The 17,539-nt window shown below is 50.3% G+C and carries 14 protein-coding genes and 1 pseudogene; 8 read left to right on the forward strand and 7 right to left on the reverse strand.

Annotation, left to right across the window (positions count from 1 at the left end):
- Nucleotides 1-88: 88 nt before the first annotated feature.
- Entirely contained in the window at nucleotides 89-1,159 is a 1,071-nt protein-coding gene (locus tag QZH36_RS02620; protein WP_301729589.1) for a LacI family DNA-binding transcriptional regulator, read from the reverse strand.
- 204 nt (nucleotides 1,160-1,363) lie between these two features.
- Between QZH36_RS02620 and QZH36_RS02625 the strand changes: the two genes are divergently transcribed.
- The 3 genes from QZH36_RS02625 (at nucleotide 1,364) to QZH36_RS02635 (ending at nucleotide 6,990) form a co-directional block, all read left to right on the forward strand.
- On the forward strand, nucleotides 1,364-4,471 hold the full coding sequence (locus tag QZH36_RS02625) for a beta-galactosidase (protein WP_301729590.1): 3,108 nt from the start codon (nucleotides 1,364-1,366) through the stop codon (nucleotides 4,469-4,471).
- 54 nt (nucleotides 4,472-4,525) lie between these two features.
- Nucleotides 4,526-5,791 (forward strand): MFS transporter, encoded by a 1,266-nt coding sequence (locus QZH36_RS02630; protein WP_253454295.1) that lies wholly within the window; start codon nucleotides 4,526-4,528, stop codon nucleotides 5,789-5,791.
- A 200-nt stretch (nucleotides 5,792-5,991) separates the two neighbouring features.
- The gene (locus tag QZH36_RS02635; protein ID WP_301250969.1) at nucleotides 5,992-6,990 is read left to right on the forward strand and encodes an aldo/keto reductase; all 999 of its coding nucleotides are present in this window, start codon (nucleotides 5,992-5,994) and stop codon (nucleotides 6,988-6,990) included.
- Nucleotides 6,991-7,199: 209 nt separating this feature from the next.
- Here the strand turns inward: QZH36_RS02635 and QZH36_RS21450 are convergent.
- The 3 genes and pseudogenes from QZH36_RS21450 to QZH36_RS21455 form a co-directional block, all read right to left on the reverse strand.
- Nucleotides 7,200-7,457 (reverse strand): annotated as a pseudogene (locus QZH36_RS21450) (thiolase family protein); the annotation flags it as partial.
- The gene (locus tag QZH36_RS02645) at nucleotides 7,454-7,867 is read right to left on the reverse strand and encodes a carboxymuconolactone decarboxylase family protein (protein ID WP_253454298.1); all 414 of its coding nucleotides are present in this window, start codon (nucleotides 7,865-7,867) and stop codon (nucleotides 7,454-7,456) included. The pseudogene QZH36_RS21450 and the gene QZH36_RS02645, both read right to left, overlap by 4 nt.
- On the reverse strand, nucleotides 7,864-8,403 hold the full coding sequence (locus tag QZH36_RS21455) for a hypothetical protein (protein WP_369894773.1): 540 nt from the start codon (nucleotides 8,401-8,403) through the stop codon (nucleotides 7,864-7,866). Before QZH36_RS21455 ends, QZH36_RS02645 begins: the two co-directional genes overlap by 4 nt.
- A gap of 241 nt (nucleotides 8,404-8,644) precedes the next feature.
- On the opposite strand from QZH36_RS21455, the gene QZH36_RS02655 reads away from it, so the two are divergent.
- From QZH36_RS02655 to QZH36_RS02670, 4 genes are all read left to right on the forward strand, one after another.
- A complete protein-coding gene (locus QZH36_RS02655) occupies nucleotides 8,645-9,571 on the forward strand; it encodes a LysR family transcriptional regulator (RefSeq protein WP_301250911.1) in 927 nt (308 codons plus the stop codon).
- Between the two features lie 358 nt (nucleotides 9,572-9,929).
- On the forward strand, nucleotides 9,930-10,820 hold the full coding sequence (locus QZH36_RS02660) for an oxidoreductase (RefSeq protein ID WP_301729591.1): 891 nt from the start codon (nucleotides 9,930-9,932) through the stop codon (nucleotides 10,818-10,820).
- A 457-nt stretch (nucleotides 10,821-11,277) separates the two neighbouring features.
- Complete coding sequence (locus tag QZH36_RS02665; RefSeq protein ID WP_301250914.1) at nucleotides 11,278-12,210, forward strand: nucleoside recognition domain-containing protein; 933 nt, start codon at nucleotides 11,278-11,280, stop codon at nucleotides 12,208-12,210.
- 194 nt (nucleotides 12,211-12,404) lie between these two features.
- Nucleotides 12,405-12,941 (forward strand): helix-turn-helix domain-containing protein, encoded by a 537-nt coding sequence (locus tag QZH36_RS02670; protein WP_301250915.1) that lies wholly within the window; start codon nucleotides 12,405-12,407, stop codon nucleotides 12,939-12,941.
- Nucleotides 12,942-13,337: 396 nt separating this feature from the next.
- Here QZH36_RS02670 and QZH36_RS02675 read toward each other — a convergent pair whose 3' ends face one another.
- The 3 genes from QZH36_RS02675 to QZH36_RS02685 form a co-directional block, all read right to left on the reverse strand.
- The gene (locus QZH36_RS02675) at nucleotides 13,338-13,577 is read right to left on the reverse strand and encodes a YdgH/BhsA/McbA-like domain containing protein (protein WP_301729592.1); all 240 of its coding nucleotides are present in this window, start codon (nucleotides 13,575-13,577) and stop codon (nucleotides 13,338-13,340) included.
- A 306-nt stretch (nucleotides 13,578-13,883) separates the two neighbouring features.
- Nucleotides 13,884-14,876 carry a zinc-dependent alcohol dehydrogenase family protein gene (locus QZH36_RS02680; protein WP_301729593.1) on the reverse strand — a complete coding sequence of 331 codons (993 nt, stop codon included), beginning with the start codon at nucleotides 14,874-14,876 and terminating at the stop codon, nucleotides 13,884-13,886.
- A gap of 128 nt (nucleotides 14,877-15,004) precedes the next feature.
- Nucleotides 15,005-15,925 carry a LysR family transcriptional regulator gene (locus tag QZH36_RS02685; RefSeq protein WP_301250972.1) on the reverse strand — a complete coding sequence of 307 codons (921 nt, stop codon included), beginning with the start codon at nucleotides 15,923-15,925 and terminating at the stop codon, nucleotides 15,005-15,007.
- 326 nt (nucleotides 15,926-16,251) lie between these two features.
- Here QZH36_RS02685 and QZH36_RS02690 point away from each other — a divergent pair, with 326 nt between their 5' ends.
- Nucleotides 16,252-17,229, forward strand: a complete 978-nt coding sequence (locus tag QZH36_RS02690; RefSeq protein ID WP_301729594.1) for an LLM class oxidoreductase — start codon at nucleotides 16,252-16,254, stop codon at nucleotides 17,227-17,229.
- Nucleotides 17,230-17,539: the final 310 nt, after the last annotated feature.

Here is a 17,539-nt window from a genome sequence, read left to right on the forward strand (position 1 = left end):
TATGAGGTAGTAACCTGAGCAGGCGCTTGTTACTGCCGCAACCGGCCAATACGCCTTTCTGCTGCAAGGCTAAATAGACGCGGAAAATTCACAACCTTTCCACCAGCGTTTTTAATTGGGCAATCACTGCCCCCTTCTCATCCTCGTTTTCTCCGCCGCAGGGCCAGGTTGACTGCCGGACAATCAAACGCGTCGGCAGCAGCTCACGGATGCGCATCTGCGGTGCGGCCATCTTCTGAACTAACAGCTCAACGGCTTTTTTCCCTAACTTATCGAAATCCTGCGCAACGGTTGTTAACGGCGGCTGGAAATAGAGGCTGTCCGCCGTATCGTCATAGCCGGTAACGGAAACCGCCCTGCTGCCGGTGCGATTAAGCTGTGCCAGCGCGCTCAGCACCCCGAGCGCCATTTGATCGTTCGCGACAACGATCGCGCTAATGCGCGGCTGCTGATGCAACAGCTCAAAGGCTTTGTGCCAGCCACTGGCCGCACTCCAGTCGCCAAAAACCGTTACCGCGTTGCTCACCCCAAGCCGGTGCAAGGCTTCGCGCCAGCTGCTCAACCGCATTCGCGCCGAGACGGAACTCTCTGGCCCGGCAAGCAGACCGAACTCCCGATGCCCCAGCGTCCAGAGATGGTTGACGCAGGCGCCGCAGCCGTCCAGATGATTAAACCGCACCGAGCAGACATCGGTTTCCGGCGAAATATCTAAAAACAGACAGCTAATATCCGGGTTCTCACTGACCAACTTTTCCGCCAGGCTGCTTTCCAGGGGAAGATTGATGATGGCGCCACGGATATTCTGCGCGCGAAACTCATGCAAACGTGCCTGAAGAGAAGCGTAATCGGCCGTTACCGGCATCGCGATAGCAACCTCCAGCTGATGCGCGCCCGCGTGACTCTTTATCGCGGCGGCGATTTGCGAAGGAGCATGCAGCGTTAACGACGCGGTAATCAACCCAATCGACAGCGCCGATTTCCCCGCCAGCAACTGTGCCGAACGGTTAGGCACGTAGTGCAACGCCTGCATGGCGTGGATGACTTTGTCACGGGTTCGTTCAGAAACCACATCAGGCCTGTTCAGCACGCGCGAAACCGTCTGTTGTGATACACCGGCCTCACGAGCCACATCTTCCAGAGTTGCCATACGCCGCTGCATCTTCTTCTCCTTTGGTCTCTCTCGCCAATGTCTTACGCTAACATTTATTGTCTAAAATACGACAAAAAATGGCTGTTTCTGTTCTGTTTCGTGATCGCCAATGAGTTTCAATCTCAGCAATATTGCGGCTACTAACAAAATATCTGATAACACACTCCATCTTGTCTGGCGAATGACATTTACTTTTAGCTATCAGGTAGACCTATGCGCAATCACGACGGCCATGCCCCCCACAGCGTTTCGTTTCATGACGTGCTTGCACGTGAAGACTGGCAAAACCAGACCATTACGCACCTGAACCGTTTACCGGCCCATGCGCCTTTCTCCAGCTGGCGCGATCTTCGCGCGGCAAGGGAAAATCAGACCTCATCACACCGCCGTCAGCTGGATGGCCAGTGGCAATTCACTTATGCGCGCAGCCCGTTTGAGGTGGACGCCGGCTGGCTGGAAAGCGATCTGGCGGAGAGCCGTCCTACGCCCGTGCCTTCGAACTGGCAAATGGAGGGTTACGACGCGCCAATCTATACCAACGTGCGCTATCCCATCGACACCACGCCGCCGCGCGTGCCGGAAGAGAACCCGACCGGCTGCTACTCGCTGACGTTTATAGTGGAGGAGAGCTGGCGGGACGAAGGTGAAACGCAGATTATCTTCGACGGTGTAAATTCTGCCTTCCATCTTTGGTGCAATGGCAAATGGATCGGTTACTCGCAGGACAGTCGCCTGCCTGCGGCCTTCGATCTCAGCGCCGCGCTTCAGCCGGGCGAGAACCGCCTTTGCGTTATGGTGATGCGCTGGAGCGCGGGCACCTGGCTTGAAGATCAGGATATGTGGCGGATGAGCGGCATCTTCCGTTCAGTATGGTTGCTGAATAAGCCGTCGCTGCACCTGAGCGATGTTCAGCTTACGCCGCAGCTTGATGCGCTTTATCGCGACGCTGAGCTGGAGGTGAATGTCACCGTTGCTGCTCCGGAACGGCTGCTTGAAAAACTGACGGTCAACGTGGAGCTGTGGCATGACGCGCAGCGGGTCGCCAGCCAGCAGCAGCAGCCCGGCTCGCCAGCCATTGACGAGCGAGGCAACTATGCGGAACGCGCCATGATGCGCGTTCCCGTGGAGCGTCCGGCCCTGTGGAGCGCGGAAACGCCGAACTGCTATCGGGCCGTCGTCTCGCTGTGGCACGACGATGAGCTGATCGAGGCCGAGGCCTGGGATATTGGTTTTCGCCGGGTTGAAATCGACAATGGCCTGCTGAAGCTGAACGGTAAACCGCTGTTGATCCGTGGCGTTAACCGTCACGAGCATCACCCTCAGCGCGGCCAGGTCGTTACAGAAGAGGATATGGTGCAGGACATTCTGCTGATGAAGCAGAACAATTTTAACGCCGTTCGCTGCTCGCACTATCCCAACGCGCCGCGCTGGTATGAACTCTGTAACCGCTATGGCCTGTATGTGGTCGACGAGGCCAATATCGAAACCCACGGCATGGTGCCGATGAATCGTCTTTCCGACGATCCGGCCTGGCTGCCGGCCTGGAGCGCCCGCGTCACGCGGATGGTGCAAAGCAATCGCCACCACCCGTCGATCGTTATCTGGTCGCTGGGCAATGAATCCGGCGGCGGCAGCAATCACGAAGCCATGTATCACTGGCTCAAGCGTAACGATCCGTCACGCCCGGTGCAGTATGAAGGCGGCGGCGCGGACAGCACGACCACCGATATTATCTGCCCGATGTACGCCCGCGTGGAAAACGATCAGCTCATTCCAGCGGTGCCGAAATGGGGCATTAAAAAGTGGATCGGTCTGCCCGGCGAGCAGCGCCCGCTAATCCTTTGTGAATACGCTCATGCCATGGGCAACAGCCTGGGCAACTATGCCGACTACTGGCAGGCGTTTCGTGATTACCCACGCCTGCAGGGCGGCTTTGTCTGGGACTGGGCCGATCAGGCGATTAGCAAAACCTTTGACGACGGCAGCATCGGCTGGGCCTACGGCGGTGATTTTGGCGATAAGCCCAACGATCGCCAGTTCTGCATGAACGGGCTGGTGTTCCCTGACCGCCGCCCTCACCCGTCATTAATTGAGGCCAAACACGCGCAGCAATACTTCCAGTTTGCCCTGCTGTCGCAACATCCGCTGCGCATCAGCATTGTCAGCGAGTATCTGTTCCGTCCGACGGATAACGAGGAGCTGCACTGGCAGGTTCAGGCAGCCGGTGAAACCATTAGCAAAGGCAGCACAACGCTTGCACTGCGGCCTGAAGGCCAGAGCGAGCTGACGCTGCTGGAGGAACTGACGTTGCCCGCCGGGGCCGAAGAGGTCTGGCTGACGCTGGAGGTTATCCAGCCGCAGGCCACCGCCTGGTCCGCTGCCGGGCATCGCGTTGCCTGGCAGCAGTTTGCGCTCGCCGCCCCATTGGTGTTGCATGCGCCTCAGCCAGCAGGCGATGCGCCAGAGCTTGAACGCAGCGACAGCGCCTGGACGGTGCGCAGCGGCTTACAGCAGTGGGTGATTGACCGTCAAAGCGGACTGTTGACGCACTGGCAGATGGATGGCGTGGAGCAGCTATTGACCCCGCTGCGTGACCAGTTCGTGCGCGCGCCGTTGGATAACGATATTGGCGTAAGCGAAGTGGAGCGTATCGATCCCAACGCCTGGGTTGAACGCTGGAAGAGCGCTGGCCTGTACGACCTCACCGCTCGCTGCATACAGTGTGACGCGCAGCGTCTGGCCCATGAGGTGGTGATCGACAGCTGCTGGCACTACCTGAGCGGGGAAGAGGTGGTGATTATCAGCCACTGGCGGATAACCTTCGACGCGCAGGGCAAGCTGCATCTGGCCATTGACGGCGAACGTGCCGCCACCCTGCCGCCGCTACCGCGCGTCGGGCTGACTTTTCAGGTGCCGGATCAGAATAAACCGGTTTCATGGCTGGGATTCGGCCCGCATGAGAACTACCCGGATCGGCGTACCAGCGCCTGCTTCTCTGGCTGGGAACTGCCGCTGGAGGAGATGAGCACGCCATACATTTTCCCGACCGAAAACGGACTGCGCTGCGACACCCAAGCCCTGGACTGGGGGCGCTGGCATGTGGCGGGCGATTTTCACTTCTCCGTACAGCCCTACAGCACCGCGCAATTAATGAAGACCGATCACTGGCACCGGATGCAGCCGGAAAACGGCGTCTGGATAACCCTTGACGGCCGGCATATGGGCGTTGGCGGCGATGACTCCTGGACGCCCAGCGTATTGCAGCAGTGGCTGTTGCTTGAAACGAAATGGCACTACCAGTTAACGATGCATTTCCAATAATAATCGGGGGCGCAGGCCCCCGGCTTATCGGCATAACCAGATGGAAAAGTCGCCATGAAACTCTCTGCACTCGCCCCAAGAGAACGCCATAATTTTATTTACTTTATGCTGTTCTTTTTCTTTTACTATTTCATTATGTCCGCGTATTTCCCGTTTTTTCCGGTCTGGCTGGCGGAAGTTAACCATCTGACCAAAACAGAAACGGGGATTGTTTTTTCCTCTATTTCACTGTTTTCGATTGTCTTCCAACCGGTATTTGGGCTGATTTCCGATAAGCTGGGGTTACGTAAACACCTGTTGTGGACAATCACGGTCTTACTGGTGTTGTTTGCGCCCTTCTTTATTTTTGTTTTGTCGCCTCTGCTGCAAATGAATATTTTCGTCGGCGCGCTCGCTGGCGGTATCTATTTGGGGGCTGTTTTCTCCAGTGGCTCCGGGGCGGTAGAAGCCTATATTGAACGCGTCAGCCGCGCTAACCGTTTCGAGTATGGCAAAGTTCGCGTTTCCGGCTGTATCGGCTGGGCGCTGTGTGCCTCCATCACCGGCATTCTTTTTGGCATAGATCCTAATATTACTTTCTGGATCGCCTCCGGTTTTGCCCTGGTGCTTGGCGTACTGCTCTGGGTGTCACGCCCGGAAGGCAGTAACAGCGAGCGGGTTATCGAGGCACTGGGCGCCAACCGCCAGGCCTTCTCGCTGCGCACCGCCGCCGAGCTGCTGCGGATGCCGCGCTTCTGGGGTTTTATTGTTTACGTGGTTGGCGTCGCCAGCGTCTATGACGTTTTCGACCAGCAGTTCGCCAATTTTTTCAAAGGCTTTTTCTCCAGCCCACAACGCGGCACCGAAGTGTTTGGCTTCGTGACTACCGGTGGAGAATTGCTCAACGCCTTGATTATGTTCTTCGCCCCAGCCATTGTGAACCGCATTGGCGCGAAGAATGCCCTGCTGATCGCAGGCGTTATTATGTCGGCACGTATTCTGGGGTCGTCTTTTGCTTCATCGGCCGTGGAAGTTGTTATCTTAAAAATGCTGCATATGTTTGAACTGCCGTTCCTGCTGGTGGGCACTTTTAAATATATTTCCTCCGCATTTAACCCAAAGCTTTCGGCAACGTTGTTCCTGATAGGCTTTAATTTATCGAAACAGCTCTCGGGCGTGGTGCTGTCGGCATGGGTAGGCCGGATGTATGACACCGTTGGTTTCCATCAGGCTTACCTTGTGCTGGGCTGTCTCACCTTAAGCTTTACCGTCCTTTCCCTGTTTACGCTAAAAGGAAGTAAAACCCTGCTCCCCTCCACCAGCTATAACAGCGCCGCCTGATAATAAGCGCCCGTGTTGTTTAACGGGCTTTTAACTTGTCGATCCGAATAAAGACAGAATCAGATTATGAGAATTTAACTGCAGTGGCTAACCCGCCATGTGGTTCTTCTGACCTGATACTTTTTTTGTATAACCAAAATAACAATTCATTAACCGCAATCAAGGTGGAACAATTAAAAAATTCAGAAAAAGGAGAGATTATGTATACCCGAAATTTATCCCAGGATTTTACAGTCAGCGCTGTCGGCTATGGGGCCATGGGCCTGAGCGAATTTTATGGTCAGACAGATGACAAGGCTTCTCTACAGCTGCTCTATAACCTTATTGACCTGAATATTACGTTAATTGATACCGCTAACCTGTACGGGCGAGGCCACAATGAACGACTTATTGGTCACTTTCTTGCCGGGCTCGATAAGGCCACACGCCAGCAGTTTAAAATTGCCACAAAGTGCGGGATCGATCGCTCCCCTGACGAATCTTATGCCCGCACCATTAACAATCAACCCAATTATATTACCCGCTGCTGTAATGAATCCCTTAAAAGACTTGGCATTGAGCGGATCGATCTGTTTTATCTTCACAGGGTCAGTCAGGCTACACCTGTTGAAGAGAGCATGGAATGCCTGAGCCGTCTCGTCAAAGAAGGTAAGATCAACCATATTGGACTCTGCGAGGTTTCCGCTTTAACCCTGCGCCGCGCCCATGCTGTACATCCTCTCACAGCCCTGCAGACGGAATATTCATTGTGGACACGCGATATTGAAGATGAAATTCTCCCGACAGTGAAAGAGCTGGGTATTGGTCTGGTTCCTTATTCTCCGCTGGGCAGAGGCTTTCTGACCGGGAAATACCGTAAAAACAGCGATTTTGCGGAAGGTGATTTCCGTAAAAATAATGCGCGATTTATTCAGTCCAGCCTCGATCATAACGCCCAGCTTCTTGACGTTATGCAGCCGCTTGCTGAAAAATACAGCTGCACCACAGGTCAGATTGCGCTAGCCTGGCTGCTCGCGCAGTACGATAAGCTGGTACCGATTCCCGGTACCAGGCACATCAATTATCTGAGCGAAAATGCGCTCGCGGCCGACATCGTTCTGGACAACTCAGATATTGCCTTGCTGAACAATATTCACCAGCGTATTGAGATCAAAGGCGAACGGTATTCAGAGGAAGGCATGAAAGGCGTTAACGCCTGAAATCAGCCCTTATAATCAAAAAACCGGATCATGCCGGTTTTTTGTTCTTAACCAGCGCAGCTGCTGTAGAGCTGATATTTTTAGCGATAAACGCTCAGCGCTATGCCTTCACCACCATAAATGCCGTTTTAATTTCTGAGTTAGCAAACACGCCCTGTGAGGCCAGAACCGGCAGTCCTCTTGCCGTAGCAGTAGATCCACAGACCTTCTTTATTAATGGTCAGGCATTGCGTTGTAACAGGCAGTCCGGCATTCAGTGCGGCCTGACGTGCTGGATTCTGGCCGCAGCCAGCCGTCAGGGCCTGCCCCATAATGACCTGAGAAATTTCACCAATTTTCACGTCCAGGTCTTCAAGAAGCGCACGAATGATGCGGCTTCCAGGCTCGGCGGCGGAATGATCCGACAGGGAGCCCAGGAACGTGCCCGTTGCCGTGCGTTTTGCAGAAACAATGACTACTTCGCTTATGAGTTTTCCTCTTTCAGGCCGGGCAAAGTATGGCCTGTCGCCGCCATAGCAGCGCGGTAGGCCGTCAAACCGTTCATACAGGCCGGTACGCCGGCATAGACGGCCATCTGTATCACAATTTCAAGTAGCTCTTCAGGGCTGACGCCAGTGTTAAGCGCGGCTCTCATGTGTAACTCAAGCTGCGGCATAGCGTTACCCAGCGTCACAAGCGATGCAACGGTCAGCATTTCCCTTGTTCTAAGTTCCAGACCGGGGCGGCCAACCACAGCGCCAAAAGCGTAATCGGTGATCAAAGCCGGTAAGGTGGCGTCAAGTTCATTCAGTCGTCCGGTGACTTTATCGGCAAGACCGGGCTCAAGGCGGTTCATAATATCTCTGCCATAATGTGTCAGATTACTTATTTGACTCATAAGGTTTCTCCATGATGGTTAGTGCTGACGTAGCGCGCGTTGGGATTGCGGCTACGAGCAAAACAGAAAGCCCGATAGCTGCACCTGCTACGATACAAAGTAGCTGGATTGAAAAAGCGGATACCATCCAGGCACTGGCAGACGCTCCGACACCAATGGCGATATTGAAAAATGATACGTAAATTATCTTTATTATCCCTTACGACATTAAAAATGGTTTCATCACGCCACTGCCGATATTTTTGATAATTATGCGCAGGAACTTCAACATGGCGCAGCTGAATATATTTTGTTTCGGGGAGGTCTTTTTTATTATCGAAAGGAGATTCAACAAACTTGAGAAGCTCCCTACGAATATCTGCAGAAAGAACGTCAGCAAAGCGATAAAACATTGACTCCATTTCTTCTTCTGTCCATGATATTTCTTTAATATCGTTAAACGAACGGAGTTCCAATAGTTCATTCACACCCTGCTCTTCACAAAGAAAATAGCGCGTACTTTTAGTGCTTTTTAATGATGAGAAAAAAATCAGCATAAATATTATTTTTTAACGGGAAGCGCGACACCAGCACATAGTTAGATGACATTCTTATCTCCCTGATGATTTTGATTAATTTAGAGAGGAATCTAACAGCCTTTGACACAAATGGAATTGTTAAATGTGTAATATAGTTTTTGTATTGCTGTAAGGCGCGTTTTTGTGATATGAATTTCGTTTTATATCTGGCTGTATCAAAAGGGTGTAGAATAATTTTTTGACTGACAGGATGGAATCTATGGCCACTGCAGGACACCTAATCAACAACAACCTCCCCAGCGTTAAACAGCTCCAGTGCTTTCTTGCTGTTGCTCATGAGCTGAACTTTCGCAGGGCTGCCGAACGGCTCAAAATGACCCAGCCGCCGTTAACCCGACAGATTAAGCGCCTTGAAGCTGTACTGGACAGGCAGCTATTCAGCCGCAGTACACATGATGTCAGCCTGACGGAAGCTGGCCGTGCATTGGTAATAAAAGCAGAAAGGATCCTTCAGGAACTTAATGAACTGAAAACACATTCACCTTCTTCGAAGGAAAGCCTGCGCATTGGCCTTACCCGAACGCTCAATTTTGAATTAATTGATCCCGTCAGCAAGCAGCTTATTAAACTGCATGCTAAAGACGATGTTGAAACGCCTAATCTGACATCTGCGCAGCTGCTTCAGTGCCTGTCGAAAAATACGCTTGACCTCGTGCTTACGGGCGAAAAAGGTATCGGTCATGAAGATACCGTCCAGTATCTCTGGGTTTGCCGTGAACCCCTGCTGATAGCTATGCCAGCCATGCACCCAGCCAGTATGAAACAAAAAGTATCACTCGAAGACGTCAGTGATTTACCGCTCTTCTGGTTTGCAAGAAGCGCGAACCCATCATTTTACGACAAATGTGAAAGTTATTTTGATCTACTGAAAACTCCATTAAAAAGAGTGAAAGAGCCGGACGATTCACTCGTTATGCTCACTCACATCGCAAGGGGAAAAGGGTTTGCTCTGATGCCGCAGTCCAAATGCACCTTTAATCAGGAAGGGCTTTGCTACCGGGCGCTAACAGACTATGAATCGCAGAAACTGAACATCGATATTTATGCTGCAACCAGGCTAAACGATAAGCGGGAGACCGTACTAAATGCCCAGGATATACTATGTGATAATAATCTTGCCGACTGAAATAATATTCGGCCACCCCGAATTGAAGTCACAGGTAAGTTATTTCAAATAAAGCTTAGTTTATCGCGACTGCTCATATTGCGTACTCAACCATAACGGTTAAGTCATGGGGTAATCACCTTAAGCTTTACCGTCCTTTCCCTGTTTACGCTAAAAGGAAGTAAAACCCTGCTCCCCTCCACCAGCTATAACAGCGCCGCCTGATAATAAGCGCCCGTGTTGTTTAACGGGCTTTTATTGGTTTGGCGCTGGCTCGGGCGATCCATTTTCCGACAAAGCGCGTATGCTGAGAAAACCCTGGCGTGCGTAGCGATGGTAATCGGCGCGCCGATCGTTGACGAACAAGGGAGAAGATAAAATGGCTGACCGTCCTGGCATTGCCCTGCTTGGCCCTGGCGCTATCGGTACGACCCTCGCAGCGGTACTACATGAGGCAAACCGCACGCCAGTACTTTGCGGGCGCAGCGCGCATGCGCAATTAATTCTTCGTGATGATGAAAGAGAAACTGTCGTACCGGGGCCGGTATTAACTGATAGCGCCTCCGTCCATCAGCCGTTCGATTTGGTGTTCGTGGCGGTAAAAACTACCCAGGTAGCCGACTGTGCGGACTGGCTGGCCGCACTCTGTGATGAAAACACGGTGGTGTGCGCATTGCAAAACGGCGTGGAACAGAAAACCCTTCTGGAGCCCTGGGTCAACGGTGCCACTGTAGTGCCTGCGGTAGTATGGTTCCCGGCCCAGCGAGAGCCGGATTTCTCCGTCTGGCTGCGAGCCAAACCGCGCCTGACGCTGCCGGATAGCCCACAGGCAAAAAGAGTAGCGGCCAGCCTGAGCGCAACCCGCTGCGTCGTTGATCTGTCGAGCGATTTTATTTCCATCGCCTGGCGTAAGCTGCTACAGAACGCGGTAGCCGGTCTGATGGTGCTTGCTAATCGTCGTGCCGGGATGTTCTCGCGCAAAGATATCACCGAGCTGGCGCTCGCTTATCTGCGTGAATGTCTGAAGGTAGCTCGTGCGGAAGGAGCTATTCTGAACGACAGCGTTCCCCAGGAAATTGTGGACGGTTTTCATCATGCTCCTGCGGATTTAGGCACCTCAATCCTTGCGGACCGACAGGCTAACCGCCCGCTGGAATGGGAAATCCGCAACGGCGTGATAATGCGCTATGGCCGCACCCATGGTATTCCTACGCCCATCAGCGACGTGCTGGTGCCGCTATTGGCAGCGGGAAGTGAGGGGCCGGGTTGATTCAGGAACAAGCGCAAGTTTCACGCCTGTTGATATCAGGTAGTCTTTGACGTGAGCTAAAGTGCTTCCTGCACGAGGTGGAGCCCGGAACCAGTATTATGACAAGCTGAAATTATGCTTTCGAAAAGCAGGCTATCGTTGGTTTCCATACGGGGAGGCCTGGAGCATGCCTGAGGGCATTCACTTCACGCAGAACAACCTCCTTTTGAACCATCCGCGTTTAACAGAGTTATTAGCCGGATAAAGGCTCTGAATGCTCATCTCTTTACTCATTGATCGGTTCAGGGGATTATTAACAAATGAATAAAAGACAAGTCCCCTGCCTTTAATAATAAAAATCACCAGATAATTATTTTACGTAAAAATATCGAGGTGTTTTTAAAAGCGCAGCACACTATGAAATATGCATCACTGTAAGTTGAGGTAAGGTTCCTTTATTATTTTATCGGAGCCAGTTATGGACATCATCGGAATCATCATGTCAGCGGGAAGAACTTCCGTTGACGTCGCTTTATATACGTTAATACCTGTCATGGTGGTGATGCTTATCATCATGAAGTATCTGGAGCAGAAGGGAGTACTGGACGCAATTGTTCGCCTGATGACTCCCATACTTAAGCCATTTGGTGTAACAGGGCTGGCAATCTTTGCGCTTATTCAGCTTAACTTTGTGAGTTTCGCTGCCCCTCTGGCCGCCCTGGCTATCATGGAAAAACGCGGTACTTCCGACAGGCATCTTGCTGCCACGCTGGCTATGCTTTTTGCTATGGGACAGGGCAACGTATTTTATCCTCTTATCCCGGCAGGATTACACTGGGGTCAAGCACTGATTATTTCGGTAGTCGGGGGCCTTGCTGCTGCTGCCTTTACCTGGCATCTGACTGCCCGCAGGCTATCAGATAAGGAGGTGAAACGTGAAGATGCTGAAACTCAGCATAGAAAATCATCTCAGGGTTTGATTGGCGTGATTAACAGCGCAGGATCAGATGCTATCAGATTGGCACTGGGCTCTGTACCTATGCTTATTCTGTCTTTGACTGTCGTCGGCATACTGAAAGCAAGTGGTGCTATTGAAGGGTTAACTACGCTGGTAGCGCCGGTACTGGCACTTTTCAACATATCTGACATTTATGTTATGCCTGTGCTAACGAAATTCCTTGCTGGCGGAACGGCGTATTACGGTGTAATGACTGACATTATCCATAAGGGGCTGATGACCACACAGCAAATTAATGCTTCTGCCGGATTTCTTATCCAGACATTTGATTTACCGGGTATCGGTATTTTCCTGGGGATTGCCAGCCGGTTTGTGCGGTTATTCCGCTACGCCTTGCCAGGCGCACTGATTGGCATCATGATCCGTGGTGTGATCCATGTAAGCATCAGTTAAAGTCTGTTGCCGGGGCGGAAAACCTGTACGCCTGCCCTGGCGTTTATTGGTACCAGAATGATAATAAAGTGGTTCCTTTAAAGGCATATTTCTGTCCCGCCTGAATCAATAGAATAAAAATCAAACTGCCCGTTGCTCAGAAAGGCACAGTGGCAGGTAAACCTGATTTACTGCTAATTTCAGACGGTGATTAAATGTCCTTACATACTGCAGCTCATTCTGTTAACTACTCATCCTGCATAGGTTCTGACCTTCTGTATTGTGACCCTGACGCATTTTGTACCACGGGTGGCAGAGAGGGCTTAAAGCCCACCGCCAATCCTCACTCCCTTCGTTCCTCTGCCATAATGCGCGGTGTTGTCTGCGATACGCTGAACTGGATTGAAGCCAATCTTGATAATGACCTTCATATAGTTCAGCTGGCCGATCGCTCGGGCTACACCCGCTGGCATTTTCAGCGTCAGTTTAAAGAGATAACAGGACGCTCTATATCAGAGCATGTCAGGATCCGTCGTTTGGTCCGGGCCGCTGAGGCTATTATGTATACCGCTGGGCGCTTAATGGATATTGCCTGTGACTATGGATATACCAGTCAGCAGGCTATGTCTCGTGTTATACGTTCGGCATTTGGTATGACGCCAACAGAGCTGAGGAACCGCGCTAATGCACATCACTGTACTGAAGAAATCAAAAGCGACCTGGATGCACTGAAGCTCCGGGGCTTACAATAAATTTTAACAGGGAGTCGCAAAGACTCCCTCTGTACTACTCAGTCCTGATCCCTCTGCGCGCGACTTTATATCCATTACTCGTCCCTTTGCCTGTTAATTTTTACCTGGCAATGTCAGTTGCTTTTGATTGACAACTGAGGGTATTCCCTTACCAGCCTTTTATCCTGCGGATAAATCATCAGATATTCAGAAAGTCCGTGCCAGGGGAAACCAGCCCTGCGAAAAAGTCATTGCGGTGGTTTACTGAGGGATTAATAAAATAAAACTTTAATAAAATACCCGTACTCTGCCAAGAGCAGGTTAAGGAGCATTAACTTTCGCCCAGCTAAATATAGCGGAATTATGTAAAGCGCTTACATTATTAAAAAGCCCGGCAGTTGTGCCGGGCCGGAGATGCTATTTGTAAATTATCGCCGTTCCATAATAACGATTTCCGCCGTATGCAGAAGTGACTTTAAGACCCTTAGCGCCTGCTTTCGTCGCTGCCGTTTCAAGGGCGCCAGTCATTTCATCAAGGGTGGTACCCCATGCAGATACATGACCAGCAGGTGAAGTTTTAATGTTTTCTGCTGCATTAGCAGTAGCAAATGCAGATGAGACCAGCAGTGATACAAGTACTGAATTACGGAGTTTCATGGTATTACCTCAATTATTTTTGTTGTTATAATTTTATGAGGTAATGCATATGAGATAAACAAGTAAAAAAGAAATTCATAGTTATGGGTTTCAGAAACAATGAATGAGGATAACGGCATTTATAGGATTTTAAAATTCTTACGGATTGTGTTATTTATATCCTGGTGTTAATTTGAATGATTTCTGGCGCGAATTTTGATCGATTTTAATATTAAAAAAAAGCCCGTGAGACCTTCTGTCTCCGGGCAATTTATCGCTTGCTTTACTTGTTATAATACGCTTCTTTTTTATGCAGGATGGAGGAAGTTAATTAACAGTTACTACAATTTTGCCTACCTGACCATTTGCTTCCATATAACGCTGTGCATCGGCAATATCTTCAAGAGTAAAAGTTTTATCGATGACAGGTTTAAGTTTGCCTGAGCGCAAACCTTCAGTGACAAATGCTTTAGCACGAGCCATTTTTTCAGGGTTTGTGGTGATCTCAAAGAGTTCGTAACCACGGAGGGTGAGATGTTTGCCCAGAATATCGAAAACAGGTACAAGCATGTCACGGCTATCAAGTGCGCCATACTGGAAGAACATCCCCAATGGTGCCATCACCTGGGTCAGCTTAGCGACGTCCGGGCCACCAACGGGGTCGAAGACGATGTGAGCACCAACGTTATTTGTCTCACGATTAATCTCAGCGACCATATCCTGTTCAGCCGTCGCAATGACGGCTGCAGCGCCCGCCTTAAGAAGCAGATCGCGTTTTTCGCTGGTGCGGGTCAGTGCAATGGGTTTAGCGCCCAACATATTGGCAATCTGAATGGCTGCAAGGCCAACGCTGCTGGAAGCAGCACGAATGATCACGTTTTGACCAGCCTGAAGGTTGCCATATTCTACCAGCGCGCCAAACGCTGTGACATACATCATCCAGCTTGCAGCGGCTTGTTCAAATGACAAATTTTCTGGGTGCTTAACAACCGCATGAACAGGCGCATTTACGATCTCGCCATACATACCGTATTCGTTAAACATAAAGGATGGGATCACGCTGACAGGATCGCCTTTGGCAAAGTCTTTCACATTTTCACCTACGGCCTCAACGGTACCAGCTGCTTCATAACCGAGTCGTGCTGGAAACACGGGTTCGATAACATACTGACCATTGCGATACATGATCTCAGCCCGGTTCAGGCCAATAGCATTAACGCGGATCTGGACTTCATTGGCTGACGGAGCCGGAACCTGAACATCGACAACTTCCAGAACTTCCGGTCCACCTGTACGGTTAAACGTTACTACTTTTGACATAATCAGGCCTCGTGAGTGGGGGGCGGCTTCAGGCGTGTGTGGTAAAGCACGCCCGTTTCATCTGCCGATAATTTACGCGCTTATAAAACGTATAAAAATAGGTATTCAGGAACTTCAGTATTATCCAATCAGTAACAATCAACCATTGACCTGGCCTGTTGAGAAAACAGTTCGCTGAACCAATCGATGAAGACCCTGACCTTCGGAGAGAGATATTCCCTGTCCGGATACATGACTGAGACAGGCTTGGAGACGGGTGGATACTGAGTCAGTATTTCGACCAACTCACCCGCATCGATATGAGGTTTAAGCGCAGGATAAGTCGCCTGAATGATACCCAGGCCGGACAGGCCACAGCTCAGTAATATGTCTGAGTTGTCTACAAGCATACTGCTGGCAGAACGTTGCGAAACGACGATATTTTTATCGATGAATTTCCACTCCATAACCTCACGGCTATGGTCACTGAAGAAATTTACTGCCTTATGGTTTTGCAGATCGTCTAATGACTCAGGGTTGCCATGGGCCTCAAGGTAAGCCGGAGAAGCACAGGTCACCATGCGGATCTCTCCGAGTCGTTTCGAGATAAAGCTCGAATCCTGTAACTCGCCCAGCCGTACCACACAATCCACCCCTTCGGTAATGAGGTCCGTTTTCTTGTCGGAGGAAAGCAAAACGACTTCAATATCCGGGTATTTTTCTTTGAACTTTATCAGATGCGGAATCAGGATGGCATGCGCTAATGAGAGTGGCACGTCCAGCCTCAGACGCCCACGAGGAGGCAGCGTCGTTGAAAAACTGGCCATCATGTCATTCACTTCAGAAAGGATAGTTTTTGAACGATGGTAGAATTCTTCGCCTTCTGCGGTAACGCTGAGTTTTCGAGTGGTGCGGTGGATTAACTTAACACCAAGATCGTCTTCAAGATGTTGAATGGCTTTGCTCACCGCAGGGCGATGTAATTGTAGAAATTCAGCCGCTTTGGTGAAGCTCCCTTGCTCAACGACTTGCATAAAAATATTAATATATTCAATCATCTTTGAACGCATATTACCGCCTGAAATTGTTGTTCTTGCGTCAGTCATATTCACTGATCCACGGAATTTTAAACCTGATTATTCCATGAGCGTAGTGTAAGGCATGCGTCAGAGACGGCATGATCTCCTGTGCTTTAATACGACAAGCTGTCAGGCCTTAACATAGTCAGCATTGTTATTTTTAAGGAAAAAGTGAAGTACTCTTTGAGTAATTTTTCCTCTTCATTTGCTGAATTAAAATGCCATTCCTGCCGCCATGCTGCGGTACTCAAAAACCTGAAACAGGTGCTGACCTCCGGAAACCTTCCGTTTAAAGCCTGTCAGATAAGGAAATGAAAATGCATTACGTCTCCGGTCTTAAATTGAAACCTGAGCTCCAGACACATCCCGGGTTTAGCCGGGTCTTTCAGCCAGGCAAGCTCACGTTTGGTTTTATCATGCCTCTTGTGGGATATCCTGACTCACCCTTTCCGCTGCTGGAAGATCATCAGAAAATGGCTCAACTGGCAGATAAACTGGGATTTTCAGCGCTATGGATACGAGATATTCCTTTCTATGATCCGTCTTTCGGCGATACCGGGCAGGTTTTTGACCCAATGGTATACCTTGGATTTCTTGCCGCTGTCACACGTAATATTGCGTTGGGAACTGCTGGCATAGTCCTTCCGTTGCGCGAGCCTCTGATTGTAGCGAAGCAGGCAGTGTCAGTAGACCAATTGAGCCATGGCAGGCTAATCCTGGGGCTATCCAGCGGCGATCGTCCCGCTGAATATCCGGCGTTCGGCGCTGATTTTGACAACAGAGCTGAAAGGTTCAGAGAGGCTGTTAATCTCATACATCGGGTCACGACTGAAAGCTTCCCTCATATCGATACGAAGCATTACGGCAAATTAAAGGGCATGCTTAATCTTGTTCCCTCCCCACGGGCAGGAAGAATTCCTACACTGATTGTTGGTCGTGCACAGCAGGATATAGACTGGCTGGCGGCGAATAGCGATGGATGGATATGGCATCGCGGAAGCTTTAACCAGTTACCTGAAATTGTAAATACATGGCATCAGAACCGTCCGGATGAATATTTCCGGCCCTATGGATATGGTACTTTTTTTGATCTGGCCGAAGATGCAAATGAGCCGGTTCGCCAGAACTGGGGTGGGATCCGTGCGGGCAGAAATGCGTTAATTGCCATGTGGAAAAAGCATGAGTCAGCGGGTGTTAACCACGTTGCACTTAACCTAAAAACATTACAGCGGCCAGCAGAAGAAGTGCTTCAGGAACTGGCTGAATATGTGCTGCCTCACTTTAAAAATGACTAATAACAGCATGCTGATTAACTCTCTTTTCGGGCTGACGCCGCATACTCTCAGATGACAGAGATCCTGCAAATTCCTGACTGTAAAATTATGACTGATTGCAGCCCCAAAGCAACGCTTGAAAAGCCATTATTTAACAGGAGAACCTCAGAGTATGAAAACATAACGATTCTACAGGTTTTTAACTTCTTTCAGCACTTGTGGGAAAAATCGCTTCAAAAATCATACAAGAGGAAAATGAAAAATTCACGCCAGTTAATAAACGACATGACATGTGGTAAGGGATATGAAAGTAATATCACCACTTAAACAT

The organism is Erwinia wuhanensis (genome assembly GCF_030484085.1).
Classification (GTDB): Bacteria; Pseudomonadota; Gammaproteobacteria; order Enterobacterales; family Enterobacteriaceae; genus Erwinia; species Erwinia aeris.